Source organism: Stenotrophomonas sp. P5_A9 (genome assembly GCF_056400525.1).
The window spans coordinates 21045-40000 of sequence record NZ_JBFULC010000037.1 but is presented as its reverse complement, the minus strand read 5'-3'; the positions used below and the strand labels follow the sequence as shown (position 1 = coordinate 40000).

At 66.0% G+C, this 18956-nt stretch carries 13 protein-coding genes; 11 read left to right on the top strand and 2 right to left on the bottom strand.

The genetic code is table 11. The annotated features are described in order from the left end of the window. The first annotated feature begins 117 nt into the window (after positions 1–117). The 11 genes from AC1DR7_RS12905 to AC1DR7_RS12855 all read left to right on the top strand — a co-directional run bounded on the left by AC1DR7_RS12905 (position 118) and on the right by AC1DR7_RS12855 (position 15406). Complete coding sequence (locus tag AC1DR7_RS12905; RefSeq protein WP_478051209.1) at positions 118–1053, top strand: nucleoside hydrolase; 936 nt, start codon at positions 118–120, stop codon at positions 1051–1053. A gap of 112 nt (positions 1054–1165) precedes the next feature. Then, entirely contained in the window at positions 1166–1426 is a 261-nt protein-coding gene (locus AC1DR7_RS12900) for a type B 50S ribosomal protein L31 (protein ID WP_256776042.1), read from the top strand. 72 nt (positions 1427–1498) lie between these two features. Further along, positions 1499–3049, top strand: a complete 1551-nt coding sequence (locus AC1DR7_RS12895) for a citrate synthase (protein ID WP_478076510.1) — start codon at positions 1499–1501, stop codon at positions 3047–3049. Positions 3050–3761: 712 nt separating this feature from the next. Further along, positions 3762–4124, top strand: coding sequence for a NirD/YgiW/YdeI family stress tolerance protein (locus AC1DR7_RS12890; RefSeq protein ID WP_256776044.1), 363 nt, complete (start codon positions 3762–3764; stop codon positions 4122–4124). A 593-nt stretch (positions 4125–4717) separates the two neighbouring features. After that, the gene (locus AC1DR7_RS12885) at positions 4718–5215 is read left to right on the top strand and encodes a CS1 type fimbrial major subunit (protein ID WP_256776045.1); all 498 of its coding nucleotides are present in this window, start codon (positions 4718–4720) and stop codon (positions 5213–5215) included. 67 nt (positions 5216–5282) lie between these two features. Then, positions 5283–8003 (top strand): TcfC E-set like domain-containing protein, encoded by a 2721-nt coding sequence (locus AC1DR7_RS12880; RefSeq protein ID WP_478076509.1) that lies wholly within the window; start codon positions 5283–5285, stop codon positions 8001–8003. Further along, positions 8000–9130 (top strand): CfaE/CblD family pilus tip adhesin, encoded by a 1131-nt coding sequence (locus tag AC1DR7_RS12875; RefSeq protein WP_478051212.1) that lies wholly within the window; start codon positions 8000–8002, stop codon positions 9128–9130. The genes AC1DR7_RS12880 and AC1DR7_RS12875 overlap by 4 nt, the downstream gene beginning before the upstream one ends. A 16-nt stretch (positions 9131–9146) precedes the next feature. Further along, positions 9147–9842, top strand: coding sequence for a pilus assembly protein (locus AC1DR7_RS12870; protein WP_478051213.1), 696 nt, complete (start codon positions 9147–9149; stop codon positions 9840–9842). Positions 9843–9910: 68 nt separating this feature from the next. Further along, positions 9911–14104 (top strand): ESPR-type extended signal peptide-containing protein, encoded by a 4194-nt coding sequence (locus AC1DR7_RS12865; protein WP_478051214.1) that lies wholly within the window; start codon positions 9911–9913, stop codon positions 14102–14104. A 64-nt stretch (positions 14105–14168) separates the two neighbouring features. Further along, positions 14169–14609, top strand: coding sequence for a hypothetical protein (locus tag AC1DR7_RS12860; RefSeq protein WP_457319170.1), 441 nt, complete (start codon positions 14169–14171; stop codon positions 14607–14609). Next, complete coding sequence (locus tag AC1DR7_RS12855; protein ID WP_457319169.1) at positions 14600–15406, top strand: hypothetical protein; 807 nt, start codon at positions 14600–14602, stop codon at positions 15404–15406. Before AC1DR7_RS12860 ends, AC1DR7_RS12855 begins: the two co-directional genes overlap by 10 nt. A gap of 155 nt (positions 15407–15561) precedes the next feature. Here the strand turns inward: AC1DR7_RS12855 and AC1DR7_RS12850 are convergent, their stop codons facing one another. Continuing rightward, positions 15562–16212: a hypothetical protein gene (locus AC1DR7_RS12850; protein WP_457319168.1), complete on the bottom strand. Its 651-nt coding sequence runs from the start codon at positions 16210–16212 to the stop codon at positions 15562–15564. Between the two features lie 271 nt (positions 16213–16483). Beyond that, on the bottom strand, positions 16484–18910 hold the full coding sequence (locus AC1DR7_RS12845; protein WP_457319167.1) for a penicillin-binding protein 1A: 2427 nt from the start codon (positions 18908–18910) through the stop codon (positions 16484–16486). Positions 18911–18956: the final 46 nt, after the last annotated feature.

Here is an 18956-nt window from a genome sequence, read left to right as displayed (position 1 = left end):
GCGGCCCCTCCGGTCGCGGCTGGACCAATCGAAGCGGCAGCAGCCACGGTCAGCCCCCGCCTTGTATTTGTCATGACAGGGTGCGAAAGTCCCTTGCCGATTATCAAGACGGCAACGATGAGCAAGAAGATTCCGCTGTTGATCGACACCGACCCGGGTGTCGATGATGCCCTGGCCCTGTTGATGGCCTTCGCCGATGAGCGCCACGACATCGTCGGCCTGACCATCGCCGCCGGCAACGTGGGCCTGGACCACACCGTCCGCAACGCCCTGAAGCTGTGCGAAGTGGCGGGCCGCGAAGACGTCCCGGTGTTCGCCGGTACCCCCGATCCGCTCCTGCACCCGTCGGTGGACGCCGCCCACGTGCACGGCGCTGACGGCTTCGGCGATGTGAACCTGCCGGCCGCCAAGCGCCAGGCCGAGGCCGAACACGCTGCCCTGGCAATCCTGCGCCTCTCGCACGAATACGCCGGCGAGCTGTTCCTGGTCGCACTCGGACCGCTTACCAATCTCGCCCTGGCCCTGAAGCTCGACCCGACCCTGCCGCAGCGCGTAAAGCGCTTCCTGGTGATGGGCGGGGCGGTGACCTGCCACGGCAACATCACCCCGGCGGCCGAGTTCAACATCGCCTTCGATCCGGAAGCGGCGCACATCGTGTTCACCGGCTTCCCGCATATCGAAGTAGCCGACTGGGAAGCCACCGTCGCCCACGGCCTGCTGCATGCCGACGTGGAACAGTGGCTGGCCGCCGACAGCGACAAGGCCCGCTTCTACGAGCTGATCTCGCGCCAGACCCGCCTGTGGTCCGAAGACAGCCGCGGCGAGCGCTGGTTCGCCGCCGATGCCCTGGCCATGGCCTGGGCGCTGCAGCCCGAAGGCGCGCTGCGGGTCGAATCGCGCCCGCTGAACATCGAACTGGCCGGCGTGCACAGCCGAGGTGCTACCATTGTCGACTGGAACCGCCAGACCGGGCAGCCGGACAACACCCAGCTGCTGATGGCCTACGACCAAGGGCGCTTTGAGGCCCAGGTCCGGGCGGCACTCGGCGTCTGACGACGCCGCTGCGGCGGACCTTTCGCACGGTTGATGACCCCGGCTTGCCCTTGGCGGCATCCGGGGCTATAATGCCGCTCTTGATCACCAGCCCTTATTACGGTGCGCGCCCATGAAGGCCGATACTCATCCTGTTTACCGCGACGTGGTTTTCCACGACGTTACCTCTGATTTCAAGATCCTGACCCGTTCGACCATGTCCACCAAGGACACGGTCAAGTGGGAAGACGGCAACGAGTACCCGCTCGTCAAGGTGGAAATCTCCTCGGCTTCGCATCCGTTCTATACGGGCAAGCACAAGGTGATCGACACCAGCGGCCGTATCGACAAGTTCCAGAAGCGTTTCGGCAAGCCGGCGCCGACCGCAGCCTGAGTTGTCGCTGCAGTTGCATGAAAACAACGGTCGCTTTGGCGGCCGTTGTTTTTTTGTGTCCGCGAAAAATGGATGGCTGGCGCCTGTCTGAACGCCAGCTGGCGGGCGTGCGGCATCGGCGGAACGCTGCATCCGGACATTCTTGTCCAGCGCCCCCGCAGCCCTTGCGGCTACTGGCGCAGTGCGTCCATACGCATGCCGGTACCGGCGTCTACGACTTCCGTCCTAGGGCGTCGAAAATGTTGCTGTGCGATAATGGCGGGATCCACGATAACGATCGTGGACTTCCTTCACGTGCCTGCCCCATGCGCTTGGGTGGGCGCCTTCCCTCGAGGAGCGCACACAGTGTCCGATCTTGATCAGGTCACGCTCAACGCCGGCGAAAAGTCGGTTGTTTTGCCCGTCATCAAACCTACGCTCGGCAACGATTGCGTCGATATCTCGAAGCTGACCAAGGAAACCGGTCTCTTCACGTACGACTCCGGCTTTACTGCCACCGCCAGCTGCAAGTCCGCCATCACCTATATCGACGGTGACAAGGGCGTGCTGCTGTATCGCGGCTATCCGATCGAGCAGCTCTCGGAAAAGTCCAGCTACGTCGAAGTGGCCTACCTGCTGATCAATGGCGAGCGTCCGAGCGCCGAGCAGTTGAAGGCCTTCACCGACGAGCTGGCTGCTGAAGCCAACGTCGATGATTCCATCAACACGCTGATCGGCAGCTTCGCCAAGGATGCCCATCCGATGGCCATCCTGACCGCCGCCATCGCGCAGCTGTCGGGTATCTACCACGCCTCGCTGGACCTGTCCGACGCCGAACAGCGCCGCCATGCGGCCGTGCGCCTGATCGCCAAGGTGCCGACCCTGTCGGCGCTGATCTACCGCCACGGCAAGGGCCTGCCGGCCAACAAGCCGGACACCTCGCTGGATTACGTCAGCCGCTTCCTGAAGCAGACCTTCGAATCGGCCGACGGCCAGTACGAACTGAACCAGGACGTGGTCAAGGCGCTGGACCTGCTGTTCATCCTGCACGCCGACCACGAGCAGAACGCCTCGACCTCGACCGTGCGTCTGGTCGGTTCGACCGGTGCCAACCCGTACGCGTCGGTCGCCGCGGGCGTCACCGCGCTGTGGGGTCCGGCCCACGGCGGTGCCAACGAAKCCGTGCTGAAGATGCTGGAAGAGATCGGTTCGGCCGACAACGTCGAGTCCGCCGTGCTCAAGGCCAAGGACAAGACCTCCGGCTTCCGCCTGATGGGCTTCGGCCACCGCGTGTACAAGAACTTCGACCCGCGCGCCAAGGTCATCGGTGAGATGACCGGCAAGGTGCTCAAGCAGCTGGGCGTGCAGGATCCGCTGCTGGACGTGGCCGTCAAGCTGGAACAGGCCGCGCTGCAGGACGACTACTTCGTCGCCCGCAAGCTCTACCCGAACGTCGATTTCTACAGCGGCATCATCTACAAGGCGCTGCAGATCCCGACCGAAATGTTCACCGTCATGTTCGCCCTGGGCCGTACCTCCGGCTGGGTGGCGCATTGGCTGGAGCAGCAGGTCGATCCGGAAATGAAGATCGGCCGTCCGCGCCAGGTCTACACCGGCAGCGACGTGCGCGACTACCAGGGCTGATCGCCCCGGTACCTCGTCTTGAAGAACGCCCCGCATTGCGGGGCGTTTTTTTTGGCTCTTCGCCCATACGCGGGACAAGCAGAAACGTCCCATGACACTTCCACGCACAGCCATCGGCGGGTTGGGCGTTGGGCCCCGATGCCCTTTCCGGCGACGGTCCTCCGGCGTCGGCCTGCGGTCGCCCCCTCCTCCTTTATTTCGCCTCGAAGGGCATGGGGCCAGCGCCCGACCCACCGGCCACCGCCCAAACGCCCGGCGTCCACCTGCGTACCGCGAGCCGAGCCCCGTAGCAGCCGGTAGGCCCCTGGGCAAAATAAAGGAGGAGGCCGCCCCGCGGCCGGGGGACATTTGCGCCAGGGKCCTACCGGCGGATACGGGGCCCTCACGCTCGCCACCAGCCCGATCGGAGACGCCAGCCCATCCCAACGGCCTGCACACCCGGCCACCCGCGTAGCGTCGTGCTCACGCTGCGACGGGCCTTGCAACAAGACCTCTCCCCAGATCGGAGAAACACCTTCTTTATTGGGTGGTGGCTTCTGTTGGTGCCGGCACCCTGTGCGCCCCCCCATGGGGTGGCTACACCGTCGTGACGATGAACGGGCAGGCGCGTTGGCGCGCGGCGCTGACCTTTTCGTACTTATTGCATGGGTCTATGGGGCTCCGCGGATCAGGCTTGTCAGATCAATCAAGCAAGTCCCGAAGGAGTCCGACCATGACGCGCTACGCGTTGATTCCCCTGTTTGCCATCGCATCCACCCTGCACGCCAGCGACGCGCTGGCCGGCTATACCGGTCCCGGCGCCACCGCCGTCGCCACGACGGTGGCGCAGGCCCGCCAGCAGCGCGACGACCACGCGGTACTGCTGCTGGGCCACCTGGTCGCCAAGGTCGGCAATGAACGTTACCGCTTCCGCGACGCCACCGGCGAGATCGACGTGGAGATCGACGACGAGGACATGCCTCACCAGGCCATTGGCGCGGCCGCCACGGTGGAACTGCTGGGGAAGGTGGACACGCACCGTTTCAAGCCCACCGATATCGAGGTGAAGCGCGTGCAAGTGCTGCCGCCGCGCTGAGCCGGAGCACGCCCGTTGCGCAAACCGCCATGCCCGACGCTTAGGCCGGCGGGCGACTGTGAGAGCGCCACTAAGATGGAAAAATGCGTGCGCACCGGGAATGAGATAGGGCGCCGTAGCGCAGGGTCGTGGGTGATGGAACATCCCACGGCGCTGCAATGCGGTCGCGCCGCATCCACGCACGCAGCGCACGACACAGGTTGACGATGACGTGGCCGTCCCTGGACGGATGCAGGGGCGCCACCCTTCACCAGCGGGTGACGGCGTGGTGGATGCACCGCGAGGAAGCGGATCCGGCGGCGCAGGCCGGCGTGGAGCAGCGCCCCGCGTTGGGTCGGCTACGCAAGGGCGTTCCGGTGCACGTGCGTGATCGGGTCGCACGCGCCGAGGGCGCAGGGACGCATAGGAATTGCTGCAATGTTCAAGTAGTGAGGGTGCGGTCGCATTACGGCCAAAATGGCGTCGTTTTTAGGACTCATTGAATGGGCAAATCACCTGCCCCTAACTAACCTGACTGGGCTGTCTCACCCCGCGTGGTGGCGGCGGTGCTTCCTGCGGAAGCGTCTTTTCGAACACTAAAAGAGAGAGAAGCCATGTCCAGTATCCTCAACAAGGCCGCGCTTGCTGCAGCGCTGACCGCCGCTTCGCTGTCGGCCAATGCCGCCGAATCCCATATCACCGTTTACACCAATGTTGACCCGTCCCTGGCGTTGATGAAGCACGATGGCACCGCATTGCCGGACTCGATCCCACTGGACCACATTCCGGGCCAGGGGCTGACTCCGCACAACGAGCGCGTGCGCATCTACACCAACGATGAAGACAAGGATGTGGAAGTGCGGCTTGGCCACGCGCCGTCACTGGTACCCAAGAGCGGCACCGGCACCGATGTTCCACTCACCGTGAGACTCAACAAGCGCGAGCTGACCGTTGCCTCACAGGACTTCCTGGCAGCGGATCTGTACGACGGTGCGCTCAGTGGCGCATCGATCATCATGGACCTGGAGATCGCCCAGACCACCCGCACCCCGATCACGGTGCAGGGCGTGTACGAAGGGATCGTCAGCGTGGTGCTGACCCAGAAGCCGTAACGGTTCACCCCTCGCGTCACTCMCGCCGGCCCGGATACCGGGCCGGCGGCCTCAGGCAACGCTCCCCATGAAAGCTACCGCACCTGCCCTGACCCGGCTGGCGGTCGCGCYCGCCTTGTCGTTGGCCACCCCCCTGGTCGCGGCACGCGGCGTCCCCGTCGGTTTTGAAGACCTGGTTGCCGGCCAGACCGAGCAGCTCGATGTACGCCTGTTCGGGCGCACGGCGGGTCTGTCGCCCGTGCGGGTCACCCTGGAAAGCGTGCAACTGGAAGATCCGGCGCGCGTGCTGCAGGCACTGGACCTCTCCGACGAGGCCCAAGCTGCGTTGCTGCCCGCGCTTTCCCAGCCGCTGCCGCGCAACAGCCATCTGGCCTGCCGCTATGGCGGAGGCAGCGCGGGCTGCGGTTATCTCGAGCCACCCGAGGACCCCAACACCGTGCGTGCCCTTTACGATGAAGGCGAAGGCGCGGTGCGCCTGTTCGTTGCCCGCCAGTGGATCAGCGCCGAACCGGCCGCTGATCGCTTCCACCAGATCAGCAGCAACGCGGAGAGCGCGTTCCTGCACCAGCAGACCGTCAACTTCAGTGGCGGCCGTGGCTACCAGGCGCTCACTGCCCAAGGCGCCGGCGCGCTGGGTGTGCTGCAGCGTGGCCATATCGCGGTGGACTGGAACTTCAACAGCCAGCAGTACCGCGGCAGCCGGCGCCGCCAGGATTTCCAGTTCGACAACGCCTACTACCGCCATGACCTGGGCCAGCAGCACTACCTGCAGGCCGGGCGCATGGACCGCCGCAACCTGTCCAGCCCACAGGGCGGCACCTTCAGTTTCAGCCTGCTGCCGATGGACCGTTTTGCCGGCCTGCGCGTGGGCACCACCCAGGCCTACGTGGACACCGAGGCCGCCGTGCAGGCCCTGCCGCTGACCGTGCTGCTGGCGCGCGATGCGCGCGTGGATGCCTTCGACGGCGAGCGCCTGCTGCAGACCTTCTACCTCCAAGCGGGCATCAACCAGCTCGACACCCGCCGCTTCCCGTTCGGCAGCTACAGCGTGACCCTGCGCATCTACGAAGATGGCGTGCTGGTGCGCAGCGAAGCGGCACCGTTCGACAAGGGCGGCGACTGGACCAACAGCAGCGTGCAGTGGTTCCTGCAGGGCGGCCGCCGCAACGAGCGCCGCAGTGACCGTTTCGACGGCGAGAGGGCGGCCATGGCCGGCCTGCGCGTGCCGCTTGGACGCGCCGCCGCAGTCACTGCCGGTGCCGCCGACCTCGGCGGCGTCAGCTACGGGGAGCTGCGCGTGGACCTGCGCCACGCCTTCGCTACCCAGGATGTCCGCGCCACATTCAGTGGCCTTCAGGGCAGTGATGGCAGCACCGGCCAGCAGCATCAGGTGTCGTACCGCCGCCGCGCGTCCTGGAACCTGTACCAGCAGCGCATGCGCGGCAAGGCGTGCCAGTTCGAGGACGACGCGCGCGACCGGCTGGGCTGTGCCGATTCACTCAGTGCCTCGATGGCGCTGCCGCTCGGCGGTGGCAGCGCCTATGTGGCCTATACCCGGCGGCAGACCTGGAGCCGCGGGCGGCTGCTGGCAGGGGACGTCGACGACCCGTTGGCCGCACTGGACCCGCTGCTGCCGCCGTGGGAGCAGCGCTACAGCCGCGAGCCCAGCCTCACCCGCACCTGGCAGGCCAGCTACAGCCGCGTGCAGCGCTGGCAGGAGTTCAGCGTGTCCACCCGCATCGGTGTATGGCAGCAGCAGAGCCGCAGCAGCCTGCGCGACGGGCGGGACCGCGGCATTTTCCTCAACCTCAGCCTGACCCGCCTGCAGCGCGGCGACCGCGGCACCTCGCAGCGCCGCTACAGCCTGGACGTGCGACAGCCGCAGCATGCGCGCCCGGAGATCAACTACAGCGCCGGGCAAACCCTGCGCCAGGACGTGGAGGCGCAGTACCGCGAGGCCACCGTAGACCTGCGCGGCAACAACAGCGGCCGCTACAGTGCCGCGCTCAGCGCGCAACTGCAGAACAGCATCGGCCACACCGGCGGCACCGTGGCGCACTACCAGCAGCGCGGCCGCACCGAGATGGCCTACAGCGCCACCCACAGCTCCGGGCTGGCGCTGGGCCGGCACGGCTTCTACTGGGGCGGCGGGCTGGGGGCCGAGGCCGGCTTGGCGGTGCAGGTGGACGACACCGACGACCTGGAACTGACCGGCGTCGCCGCCGAACTGCAGGTGGGCGGCCTGCGCCGGCAACGGCTGGCACTTGGCGAGCGCCGCCTGTTGCCGCTGCCGGCCTACCAGAGCCACCGCGCCGAAGTGCAGGACGCCAGCGCGCTGAACAGCGATGCCGCCATCCGCGTGACCGGCGTGGGCGGCGCGCGCCCGGTCTTCCTGCCGCCGGGCCGGCTGATGCATCTGCCGGTGCCGATCGAGGTGACCTACACCTTCATCGGCAACGCGCGCGACATCGCCGGGCTGCCCTTGGGCGGCGCCCGCATTCTCAATGCGCCGGTGCCGGGCACCGGCAGCAACGGTGGCTTCGTGGCCGACTTCCCGCGCCGCGAACGCACCTTGTACCTGCTGCAGAAGGACCACCTGCTGCWGTGCCCGCTGCAGGTGCGTGAGCGACGCAGCGTGGTGATGCTGGTGGGCACCGTGCAGTGCGAGCCGCTGGGTGTGGCGCAGCTGCCGGCCGAGATCCAGCAGGCGCGGGTAACCCGCTTGCTGCAGGAGCACGCCCTGATGGCGGCGACGCCGCAGACGGCCTCTGCGGGAGGTACGCCATGAACCGGCACGGCGTGTGGGCCGTGATGCTGCTGATGGCGCTGTTGGGGGTGATGCCGAAGGCGTGGGGGCAGCGGCCGCCGGAGACGCATCCGGTGAGTGCGACGCAGAACATTGTGATGTCGTGGGATCGGTCTGCGATGCCGGGGGAAATCGACCTTTGGGTGCCTGAAGTTGTCCTCGGATACAGCGCGGATAAGTCTCTGAAGTATGGCCAGCTCCACCTCACGTGTGCCTCGTCAACTGATCCGAGGGTGGGCGCTTGCCCGGTCACGGGCGTTGCAACTGTCGCTACCGGTTCAGCAATGATCGAGGTACAGGCCACAGAGCGGCGCTCGGGTCTGCGTACAAACTTCTCAGTGAAAGGCTGGATCAATCGAGGCATGGAGACGCGCATATGCGGCTCCTACTGGCTCGACCCCATTCGTCCACCATGGATTGCAGCCAAAGATGACTGCGGTGGCGAATCTTCCGTTGGAACCAGAGCTGGTCTGCTGATACCGGTGGAGGAGATGTCCAGGCTTGTAGCCGGACACTGGGATGCTGAACTTATTCTTGCGTTGCATGACCAACTGGCGGGGCCGGCGGTCGCGACGTATCGCTTCACGTTTGATCTGACCATCACCGACCGCAACGCCGTCTCAATCTACTTTCCGGCCTTCCACCACGTCACCCCCCTGGTTCAGCTCAACTCCGATTACGACCCTATACAGCGGACGGTAGGCGGCCGCACCTCACTCGAGATGTGTCTCTACGACGGACTCGGCTCCCAGGCGCAGTACCTCGGCGTCACCGTGCGTGACCGCAGTGGCAAGCCGCCCGGTCCCAGTGGCTATTCGCTCTGGCATACCGATGGTGGCAGCGACGACACCCGTCGCCTGGATTACACCGTCACCCTGGACCACAACGGCGCCCCGGTGCCCATGCCCAACGGCGTGGAGCAACAGCTGCATGGCATCGATACCGCACTGCTGCGTCTGGTGTTGTTACCCGGCATGAGCCAACCGGTGTTCTGCGTGCCCACGCCGATCACCTTCGATATTCCGCGCGTCCCCATTTCCACCCAGCAGGCCGGCACCTACTTCGGCGAGCTGCAGGTGGAGCTGCGCGTCCCCACGGTCACGCCCTGACCTTCCAGGAGCTTCCATGAAAATTCCAGCCGTTGTTCTGTTGTCCCTGTCGCTGCTGCTGGCGGCACCTGCACACGCCAATCTCACCGTGCACCCGATGCGCGCGTCGGTCGATGGCAAGCGCAGTACGCAGATCCGCATCTATTCCCAGTCTACCCAGCCGCAGTACATCCAGACTTCCGTGCGACGTATCGTTGACGCCGCCGGCGAGCAGGAGCATGAGGTCGACGTCGATCCCGGCGAAGCGGCCATCGCGGTCACGCCGGGCAAGTTTGCCTTGGCTGGCGGTGGCAACCGCCTGATCCGTGTGATCCCGCTGCAGCCCGTGCAGGCCGAAACCGCCTACCGCATCTACTTCGAAGGGGTACGCGGTCCGGACGAACGCGACCAGGCCGAGGGCGAGGGCGCCCAGGCCAGCATTGGCGTGAACCTTGTATGGGGGGCGTTGGTGAACGTATTGCCCGTCGACGGCACGGTGGACATTCGCGTGCAAGGCGACCAGCTGCGCAACGCCGGCACGCTGCGCTTGGGCATCACCAGCATCGCCGACTGCGACGGCAGCCAATGCACCGCGCACGAGCTGTCGCGCAGCCTGTATCCCGGCAGCGCATTGCCGCTGCCGTTCGCCATGCAGCCGGGCCACACCGTACAGCTGCGCTACCGGCTCACGCGCGATGGCAATCGTGAGCACGTGCAGACCCTCACGCCCTGAATCCCCACACCTGCCTGCTGCGCAATGCCGGGCGGTTCCCATCTCGTTTCGTTCCCCAAGGAGTTCTCATGAACAAAATCTATCGCCGTGTCTGGTCCACCGCCCTGCAGTGCTGGGTCGTTGCCAGTGAGTTGGCTTCGGTGCGTGGAAAGCGTGCGCAGGTGTCAGGCCGAAGCGCGGCGCTGATCGCATTGCTGGGTCTGGCCCCAATGACCGCTGCGGCGGTCGAAGTCGCTGACGACGACGCTGAGTGGTGGGAACGCCAGGTGTTGAGTGCCTTCCACGCCATATCGGTGGCCCCGTCCGGCAATGCCGTGGTCATGGGCGTGATCAAGGGGTCGGTGTATGGGAATACCTCTGCTGCAAACTGGAGCTTGGTGACCGCCGAAGAAACCATGGCGCTGGGCGGTGAGGCCGGTGCGAACGGCCACGGAAGCTTTACCGCGGGGATCAAGAGCCGGGCAAACGGTGCCGGTGGTGTAACCGTGGGCAACTTTGCTGAAGGCTATGGCCAGAACAGCACGGTCGTCGGCTACTTCGCCAGCGCGACCAACGGTGGCTATGGCACCGCGGTGGGGGCTCGCGCCATCGCCAATGGGCTGGGGACGACGGCCCTTGGCAACGGCTCGAAGGCGTACACCGAAAACTCCGTCGCCGTTGGCAGCGGCTCCAAGACCCATGATGGGGCGGGCATCTCCAAAATCGCCATTGGGGGTGATGCCTATGCAGGCAGCAGCGGCTGGACAGGCGCCATTGCAGTAGGTGGCGACTCGCGCGCCGAATTCGATGGATTGGCGCTCGGCTACGAAGCCTTGGCCGTAGCGCGCGGTGCAGTGGCGCTTGGACGAGGATCGAGCGCAACTGAAGTCGACACCGTCTCCGTCGGCAATTACCTGACCAAACGCCGCATTGTGAACGTTGCAGACGGCGTGCTGAACGCATCGAGCTCTGACGCGGTGACTGGCCGGCAACTCAATGCCACCAATGAACGACTGGCGGCTGCCACGACCACTGCAAACGCGGCCCGCACCACCGCCAATACAGCAAAATCCACCGCAGATCGCGCTCTGGCTGGTGCCTCGCTGGTCACGCAGACGTCAACCAGCAGCACGATCCGTGTCGGCGGTTCCAACACTGGCACCGTGCTGGACGTGGCCAACCGGAATGGAACCAAGCGCCGCATCCAGAACATCGACAACGGCGTGTTGAGCGCCACCAGTACCGATGCGGTGACCGGGCAACAGCTGCACGCCACCAACCAGGCCGTGAGTACGGCCACCAGCACCGCTACGGCAGCCAAGACCGCTGCCGATGGGGCTGCGGCCAAGGCGACGGTGGCGGCCAACACCACGGCCACCGGCACCGCCATGACGGCGGCCAACAAAGCCACCGCCACCGGAACCGGCGCATTGGCCAGCGGCACCTCGGCCAAGGCGCAGGGGACGCACGCCACGGCGCTGGGCTTCAGCGCGCAGGCGACCGCCAACCAGGCCACGGCGGTCGGCCGCGAGGCGGTCGCCACCGGCACCTACGCCACGGCATTGGGCAACCTGGCCAAGGCAGGCGGGGGCAGTGCGCTGGCACTGGGCGATCGCAGCAGTGCCACCCATGGCAATGCGGTGGCCTTGGGCGCCGGCTCTGTCACCGCTTCGGACAATTCGGTTTCTGTGGGTAACGCCAGCGGGAAGCGCAAGATCCAGTACGTGGCGGACGGCACCATCGGCGCGGGCAGTACCGATGCGGTCACCGGCAGCCAACTGCACGCGACCAACACCCTCGTCGGCGCCGCACAGAGCACCGCCACCAGCGCGCAGACTGCAGCGGGTGCGGCCCAGCGCACGGCCGATGCCTTGACCACCCGCGCAACCGCATTGGAGGGCTTGGTCAGCCAGACAGCAGTCGCTGGCACTGTGCGTCTTGGCGCGCAGAACACGGGCACGACGCTGGATGTGCGCAACAAATCCAACGCCAACCGCAAGATCAGCGGCGTGGCCGATGCAACGCTGAGCGCCACCAGCACTGAGGCGGTGACCGGCAAGCAGCTCGCGGCTACCAACACCAGCGTGACGGCAGCACACAGCGCTGCTGCGACAGCACAGACCACCGCGACCGCTGCACAGCGAACGGCGGACGGGGTAGTGACGCGTACGACGGCACTGGAAGGCATGGTCAGCCAGGTGTCGGCGACCGGCGATCTGCGCCTGGGTGGGCAGAACACCGGTACCGTCCTGGACGTCCGCAACAGGTCGAACGCGGCACGCAAACTGAGCGGCGTGGCTGACGGCACTCTCAGTGCCGCCAGTACCGAAGCGGTTACGGGCAAGCAGCTCAATGCCACCAACACCAACGTGACCGCGGCGCAGAACACGGCGACCACGGCGCAAGCCGCAGCGACCGCCGCACAGCGAACGGCGGACGGAGTCGTAACCCGTGCGACGGCTCTGGAAGGCCTGGTCAGCCAGGTGTCAGCCAGCGGGAACCTGCGCTTGGGTGCTCAGAACACCGGCACCACGCTGGACCTGCGCAACAAGTCCAATGCAGCGCGCAAACTGAGTGGCGTGGCGGATGGCACCCTGAGTGCGACCAGTACCGACGCGGTTACAGGCAAGCAGTTGTTTGGCACCCAGCAGAAAGTGACGGCCCATGAAGGGGTACTGGCGACGCACTCCTCGCAGCTGTCCGGGCAGGATGGGCGCATCACAGACAACCGCCGCGACCTGGATGAGTTGCGCACCGAATTCGAGAACTTCGATCCCGATCTGGACGGCGTGGTGAAGTTTGCCGCGGATGGCAGCATTGATATGAATGGCGGTCGTGTACGTGGACTGGCGGCGGGAGATGCGAGCTCAGCGGCGAGCACGGACGCGGTTAATGGTGGGCAGTTGTTTGCCACCAATCATCGAGTTTCCTTGATGGAAAGCGACGGGCGGTTTGTTGCTGTGGACTTTGATGAAGAGAGCTCTTCTGCAAAAGCAGGTGAGTTCTCCGTTGCTATTGGCGATAGCGCAGAGGCAGGTGAGGAGACCAATGGTGCTACGGCGGTCGGCGCTTATGCAAGGGCAAGAGCAAGGAGCTCAGTCGCGCTGGGTCGAGCGGCGTTCGTGGACGGGGCTGCGGACAATGGATTCGCGCTTGGAACTGGCTCTACAGTTCTGAGCAAGAGTGGAACCGCACTTGGCGGTTATTCCAGAGTGGAGATTGGAGCGGAGAACTCAGTTGCGCTTGGGGGAGACTCAACGGCGACTGAAGAGAATGTTGTTTCTGTTGGAAACCTGACGAAGAAGCGGCGCATTGTGAACGTGGCCCGCGGTCGAGATGCAGAAGACACAAGCACGATTGCACAGCTTGATGAGTCTCTAGCCTTGCTTGGGGGTAATGCAGGCGTAGATGTAAATGGCAACATCATCAGTCCTACTTATAACCTGCAAGGGGGCACGCAAAAAACGGTCGCCGATGCACTAGCAGTGCTCGACGGTGCCGTGACCACCACAGGCACCCGCGTTGACAGGGTGGAGAACCAGCTCCGCTCGGCCTTCCAGGAAACCCGTTCCACCCGCACTGACGGTCTCAACCAGCTCAACCTGGCCGGCCCCAACGGCATGGTGCTCGGCAACGTGGCCAACGGTCTGATCGCACCCGGCAGCCGCGACGCGGTCAACGGCGGCCAGCTGCATGCCATGGAGCAGCGCCTGGATGGCCGCATCGATGGCCTGGAACAGCGCGTTGACACCCCGCTGCAAGGTCGCGCAATGGCGACCGCCAGTGCGCCTACGCCGCCCGTGGCTGCGGAGGAAGGCAGTGGTGCGGTATCGGGTACGCCGGAGGCCGCCTCTGACGGGGGTGCTCGCATCGCCAGTGCCGACGACGTCGGCAAGCCGGCCAAGGCGGACGCACCCGCCCATGCACCCACCCCCACGCCGCAGGTCAGCACCGCCGATCTGGAGAAGATGCTCGCCCGCGCCAACGAGTACACCGATGACGCGATCAAAGGGGTCGAACAGCGCCTGGACAAGATGGACAAGCGCTTCAACCGGCTGGCGGCGATGAACAGCGCGCAGAGCGCGATGGCCATGAATACCGCCGGCCTGGCCACCTACAACCGGCTCGGTGCTGGCGTGGGCTACAGCGATGGCGAATCGGCCATGGCCGTGGGCTACCAGCGGGTGCTCAACGAGAAGGGCTCGGCCACCTTCAGCCTCAACGGCGCGTTCACCAACAGCGGTGAGCAGAGCGTTGGCCTGGGTGTTGGCATCGGTTGGTAACGCGCAGTGCAGGGCAGGGCACCGTCGGGAGCCCTGCCCACTGTGCAATGAAAAGGGGAGCGCGATGGACACCATCGGTAACCAGATCGCCTGGCGGCTGGGCTATCTGAATATTCTTCAGGGCGTCATTGCCCGTCTGGCCAACAGCGCCGTGGCGATGAAGGCAGGCAGCGTGGCAGTGCTGATCGCGCTGCTGGCCCGCGCGGTAGGCCAGCAGGCGCCCTTCCATTGGGCGCTGTTCGTGTTGCCCGCCGTGCTGTTCATGGGCTTTCATGCGTTCTTCCTGCAGCGGGAGCGCGCCTTCGTGCAGTTGTACAACACGGCCTGCGATGCGCCCCTGGCCCAGGTGCTTTCCTACCGTGTCGATGCAGCCCGTTTGGCGGCGGTGCGCGAGCCGTTGCTGAAAGTGCTGTGCCGCCCGACCGTGTTGGCCTTTCATCTGCCGCTGGTGGCCGGCGTTGTGCTGGTCTACCAGGTGGTACGGGAGGCATCACGATGCTGCTGAAGCTGCGCGTACGCAATTTCAATGGCGCCGGGCTGAAGGTGGATGCGCCGGCCACTGCCGCGTACCAGGAGCGGTGCCATGCAACGTGGCGKGCCGTTGCCGCCTACCTGATGGACAGCAGTACCTTACTGGATGCGGAGTCTGTGCAGCAGGCCGTGGCACCCGCGTTCCAGCCCGACGTGTTCCTGTCGCATGGGCGCGGTGATCGAGAACAGGTGCTGCAGCTGGCGGTGATCCTTGAACAGCTGGGGCTGACGGTGTTCGTCGACTCGTGCCTGTGGCTAAACGCCTACACCGTGCAGCAGGAGTTGGACGAGTCACTCTCGGCGCGCGGGAACTCACCCGGCACGCATCACTTTCACTATCACCGCGTGGTACGGACGTCGGCCAGCCTGCATATGGTGTTCAATGCCGCCCTGCAGCGGCTGATCGATGGCTGCGAGCTGTTCCTGCACCTGGAGGGCGAGGCCGCAGGACTACGCACATGCGTGGAGGATGGTCGCCATGCGGGGGCACCGTGGGTGCTTTCCGAGCTGATGTTCGCTCGCCACCTGCCGCGGCGTGGCCGGCAGCGGCTCACCTTGGAGGCCCTGAAATCCGATGCAGACCAAGGCGTGGCGTTCGGTGCCCCCGAAGTGGCACATACGCTGGAATGGGACGTGCTGGAGCGCGCAATCGCCGACACCGTCGGATTCCCGACGACCTCCTACTCTCACGACCATCCGGTTTTCCTGGATCACCTTTACGGAAAGCTGCCGCTCAGCGAACAGGCGAGACGGCTGTTGGGTTGGATATGAAGCGTGGCAGCGGCAGGCGCACGTAGTCGTACGGTGGGAATGCCCGGGAGACGGATTGGGAAATCATCCTGAGCGCTCTGCACCCTGCTGAAGGCCCACACCCTCGAGTGAGCCTTCGGGGCAGGTGAGGGTTGGCGGCTGTTTTACTGCACGCCTTACACGCGTGTGGTCACGTACCCGGCGATCTCCGCCGCGGCCAACACCTCGCGAAGCTGCGCCGCCGACGCCCGCCGCATTGGCTTCTCATCAATAGCGGACAAGGGTGGCTGACGCAGTGCGTCGTACGGCAGCACCGCGATGTCGAAGGTCAGGTCTTCGGCGCTGAACACCCAGACCGGCACGTCCAGCGCGCGTTCGCGGTCCAAACGCAGGCGGCGCGTACGCGATTCGGCCGGGATGCCGTGTTCGTCGAAGTAACGTTGCACCGCATCGGCATCGTCGCTGTGCACCTGCAGCTGCACGGGGCTGTTGGCATCGGCCGTGCCCTCCAGGACTGGCCCGCACAGGCGCGGGGAAAACTCCCGCAGAAACTCCATGGCGCGCAGCGCGGCTTCGCGGCGCTGGCGCAGTTGGCTGCCGTGGTCGGCACCGGCGAACAGACGCTGGTACTCGCGCAACGCGTCTTCGATCTCCGCATTACGCGGTAGCGAGGCGTCGTCGTGGATATCCAGCCGGGCGGCGGCCTTGAGCTTGGCCTGGTGGTAGTCGCGGATCCCGCCTTCGGCCATCAGCCGGGCCGCTTCGTGGGCGAGCCGGTGGCGACGCTCGCGGGTCTGGGTGGCTGCATGCTGACGGGCTCGATGCATGACCGGAACTCCTTGGCGACCTGCACGGCAATGTACACCGGCGATGTGACAACCGGGTAGAGCCACCCCGTGGGTGGCTGTGCCTGCGATCAGGGAGTGCGTGCAGCCACCCATGGGGTGGCTCTACCTGCGATCAGGGAATGCGTGCAGCCACCCATGGGGTGGCTCTACCGGGGTGATGGCGCGGACGAAGCGCGGCCGGCGAACAAAAAAGGCCGGGCAATGCCCGGCCTGTGTTCGTTCCTGGTGCCGGCGTACCCGGCACGGGCGATCAGAAGATATCGAACGCGGCGTCGTCCGCCTGCTGCACGTGGGTATCCACGTTGAACTCTTCGATCTTGTCCATGTCCTCCACCTTGACCCATTCGGTCGCGCCGTTGAGGGTGGCCTGGACCATGCCCGAGGGCGGGTCATTCTTGGCGATCGGGGTGTCCTTCAACGCCACGCGCATGTAGTCGATCCAGATCGGCAGTGCCGCCTTGCCGCCGTATTCGCGGTAGCCCAGCGAGCGGAAGTCGTCGCGGCCCACCCACACGGTAGTGGCGTAGGGCCCGCCGAAGCCGGAGAACCAGGCATCGCGGTGATCGTTGGTGGAACCGGTCTTGCCGCCCACGTCCTCGCGACCGAGCACCTTGGCCGCCGTACCGGTACCGCGCTGGACCACGTCGCGCATCATCGACACCAGCTGATAGGCGGTACGGGCGTCGATCGCGCGCGGGGCCACCTTGGCATCCGGGTTGACCGGCTTGGGCGCCTCGATCGGCTGCTGCGGCTTGGCCGCCGCAGTGGCCGCCGGTGCCGGCGCAGCGGCCGCGCCGAAGTTGAAGCCGTCCACGACCTGGCTGACCGGGGCGCCGCCACTGGTGCCGGCGCACTCGCGGCAGGCCATGGCCGGGTTTTCCTTGAACACCAGGGTGCCGTCGCGGTCGGTGACCTGGTCGATCACCCAGGTATCCACGCGCGAACCGCCGTTGGCGAACACCGCGTAGCCCCGCGCCACCGACAGCGGGGTCAGCGACGCGGTGCCCAGCGACATGGACAGGTTCGGCGGCAGTTCGGCCTCGGCGAAGCCGAATTCGCTGATGTACTTGCGCGCGTAGTCCACGCCCATGCCATCGAGCAGGCGCACTGAGACCAGGTTGCGCGACTGCACCAGCGCTTCACGCAGGCGCATGGGGCCACGGAAGCCGCCGCCGTCGTTCTGCGGCGACCAGGTCTTGCCGCGACGGTCGCGGAACACCACCGGGGCGTCGAGCACGATCGAGGCCGGGTTGAAGCCCTTGTCGAAGGCGGCCGCGTAGATGAAGGGCTTGAAGCTGGAACCCGGCTGGCGGCGCGCCTGGGTGGCGCGGTTGAACTTGTTGCCGGAGAAGCTGAAGCCGCCGACCAGCGCCTTCAATGCGCCACTGTCGGCATCCAGCGAGACCAGTGCGGACTGGCCGCGCGGAATCTGGTCGATCAACCACTCGCCTTCCTTCTCGCCGGCGCGCACGCGGACCAGGTCGCCCCGGGTCAGCAGCTTGGCCGGGGCCTTGTTGACCCACCGGCTGGCCGCGACCGGCAGGACCAGTTCGTTGCGGTTGGCCAGCACCACCGTGGCGCTGCCATCGGCGGCAGTGGAGGCCACGATTGCCGGCAGCAGCCCGGACTGGGACGGGATACCTACCAGCTTGGCGGCCAGCGCCTTGGCGTCTGCATCGGCGGGAACGTCGAAGTGCTGTTCCACACCGTGCCAGCCGTGGCGATGGTCGTACACGCGCAGGCCATTGCCCACCGCGACGTTGGCCGCAGCCTGCAGCTCGGCGTTGATGGTGGTGGTGACGTGGTAGCCCTTGTTGACCACGTCGCCGCCGAAGCGCGCGATCATTTCCTGGCGGACCAGCTCGGCCACGTAAGGGGCTTCGACCTGCACCGGCGGCTCGTGCGCGCTGGCGTGCATCGGCACCGCCTTGGCCGCGTCTGCCTCGGCCTGGCTGATGAAGCCCAGGCTGGCCATGCGCTGCAGCACATAGAAGTCGCGGCGCTCACGGGCGCGTTCGGGGTTGCTGATCGGGTTGCCGGAGGAGGGGAACTTCGGGATGCCGGCCAGCGAGGCCATCTCATCCAGGTCCAGCTCGCCCAGCTTCTTGCCGTAGTAGAACTCGGCCGCGGCGGCGACGCCGTAGGCGCGGTTGCCGAAGAAACTCTTGTTCAGGTACAGCTCGAAGATCTCGTCCTTGCTCAGCTCGGACTCGATCTTGCGCGCCAGCAGGATCTCGGCCAGCTTGCGGGTGTAGCTGTACTCCGAGCTCAGGAAGAACTGGCGGGCGACCTGCTGGGTGATGGTGGACCCACCCGGCACGCGCTTGTCGTTGGTGGTGGCCAGCAGCCACACCGCGCGGCCGATGCCCTTGTAGTCGACCCCGCCGTGCTGGTAGAACCGCGCGTCCTCGGTCGCCAGGAAGGCCTGCTTGAGGCGCTCGGGGACCTCCTTCATGGTGATCGGGGTGCGCCGGGATTCACCGAACACGGCCATCAGCTTGCCATCGCTGGCATAGACGTACATGGGCTCCTGCATCTCGATGTCGCGCAGGCTCTGCACGTCCGGAAGCTTGGAGGAAACGGCGTAGTAGAGGCCGCCCGCAACGGCCGCGCCGATGAGGGCCAGGACCAGGAAGGCGACCAGCAACCAGCGCAGCCAGCGGCGAAAGCGTGTCATCAGGGACAGATTCCGATTGCGAATTTCGTGGCCGCAGAGTATAGAT

Coding starts and splice junctions, on each gene's coding strand:
- AC1DR7_RS12905 (WP_478051209.1), top strand. CDS start 118: ATGAGCAAGAAGATTCCGCTGTTGATCGACACCGACCCGGGTGTCGAT.
- AC1DR7_RS12900 (WP_256776042.1), top strand. CDS start 1,166: ATGAAGGCCGATACTCATCCTGTTTACCGCGACGTGGTTTTCCACGAC.
- AC1DR7_RS12890 (WP_256776044.1), top strand. CDS start 3,762: ATGACGCGCTACGCGTTGATTCCCCTGTTTGCCATCGCATCCACCCTG.
- AC1DR7_RS12885 (WP_256776045.1), top strand. CDS start 4,718: ATGTCCAGTATCCTCAACAAGGCCGCGCTTGCTGCAGCGCTGACCGCC.
- AC1DR7_RS12875 (WP_478051212.1), top strand. CDS start 8,000: ATGAACCGGCACGGCGTGTGGGCCGTGATGCTGCTGATGGCGCTGTTG.
- AC1DR7_RS12870 (WP_478051213.1), top strand. CDS start 9,147: ATGAAAATTCCAGCCGTTGTTCTGTTGTCCCTGTCGCTGCTGCTGGCG.
- AC1DR7_RS12865 (WP_478051214.1), top strand. CDS start 9,911: ATGAACAAAATCTATCGCCGTGTCTGGTCCACCGCCCTGCAGTGCTGG.
- AC1DR7_RS12860 (WP_457319170.1), top strand. CDS start 14,169: ATGGACACCATCGGTAACCAGATCGCCTGGCGGCTGGGCTATCTGAAT.
- AC1DR7_RS12850 (WP_457319168.1), bottom strand. CDS start 16,212: ATGCATCGAGCCCGTCAGCATGCAGCCACCCAGACCCGCGAGCGTCGC.
- AC1DR7_RS12845 (WP_457319167.1), bottom strand. CDS start 18,910: ATGACACGCTTTCGCCGCTGGCTGCGCTGGTTGCTGGTCGCCTTCCTG.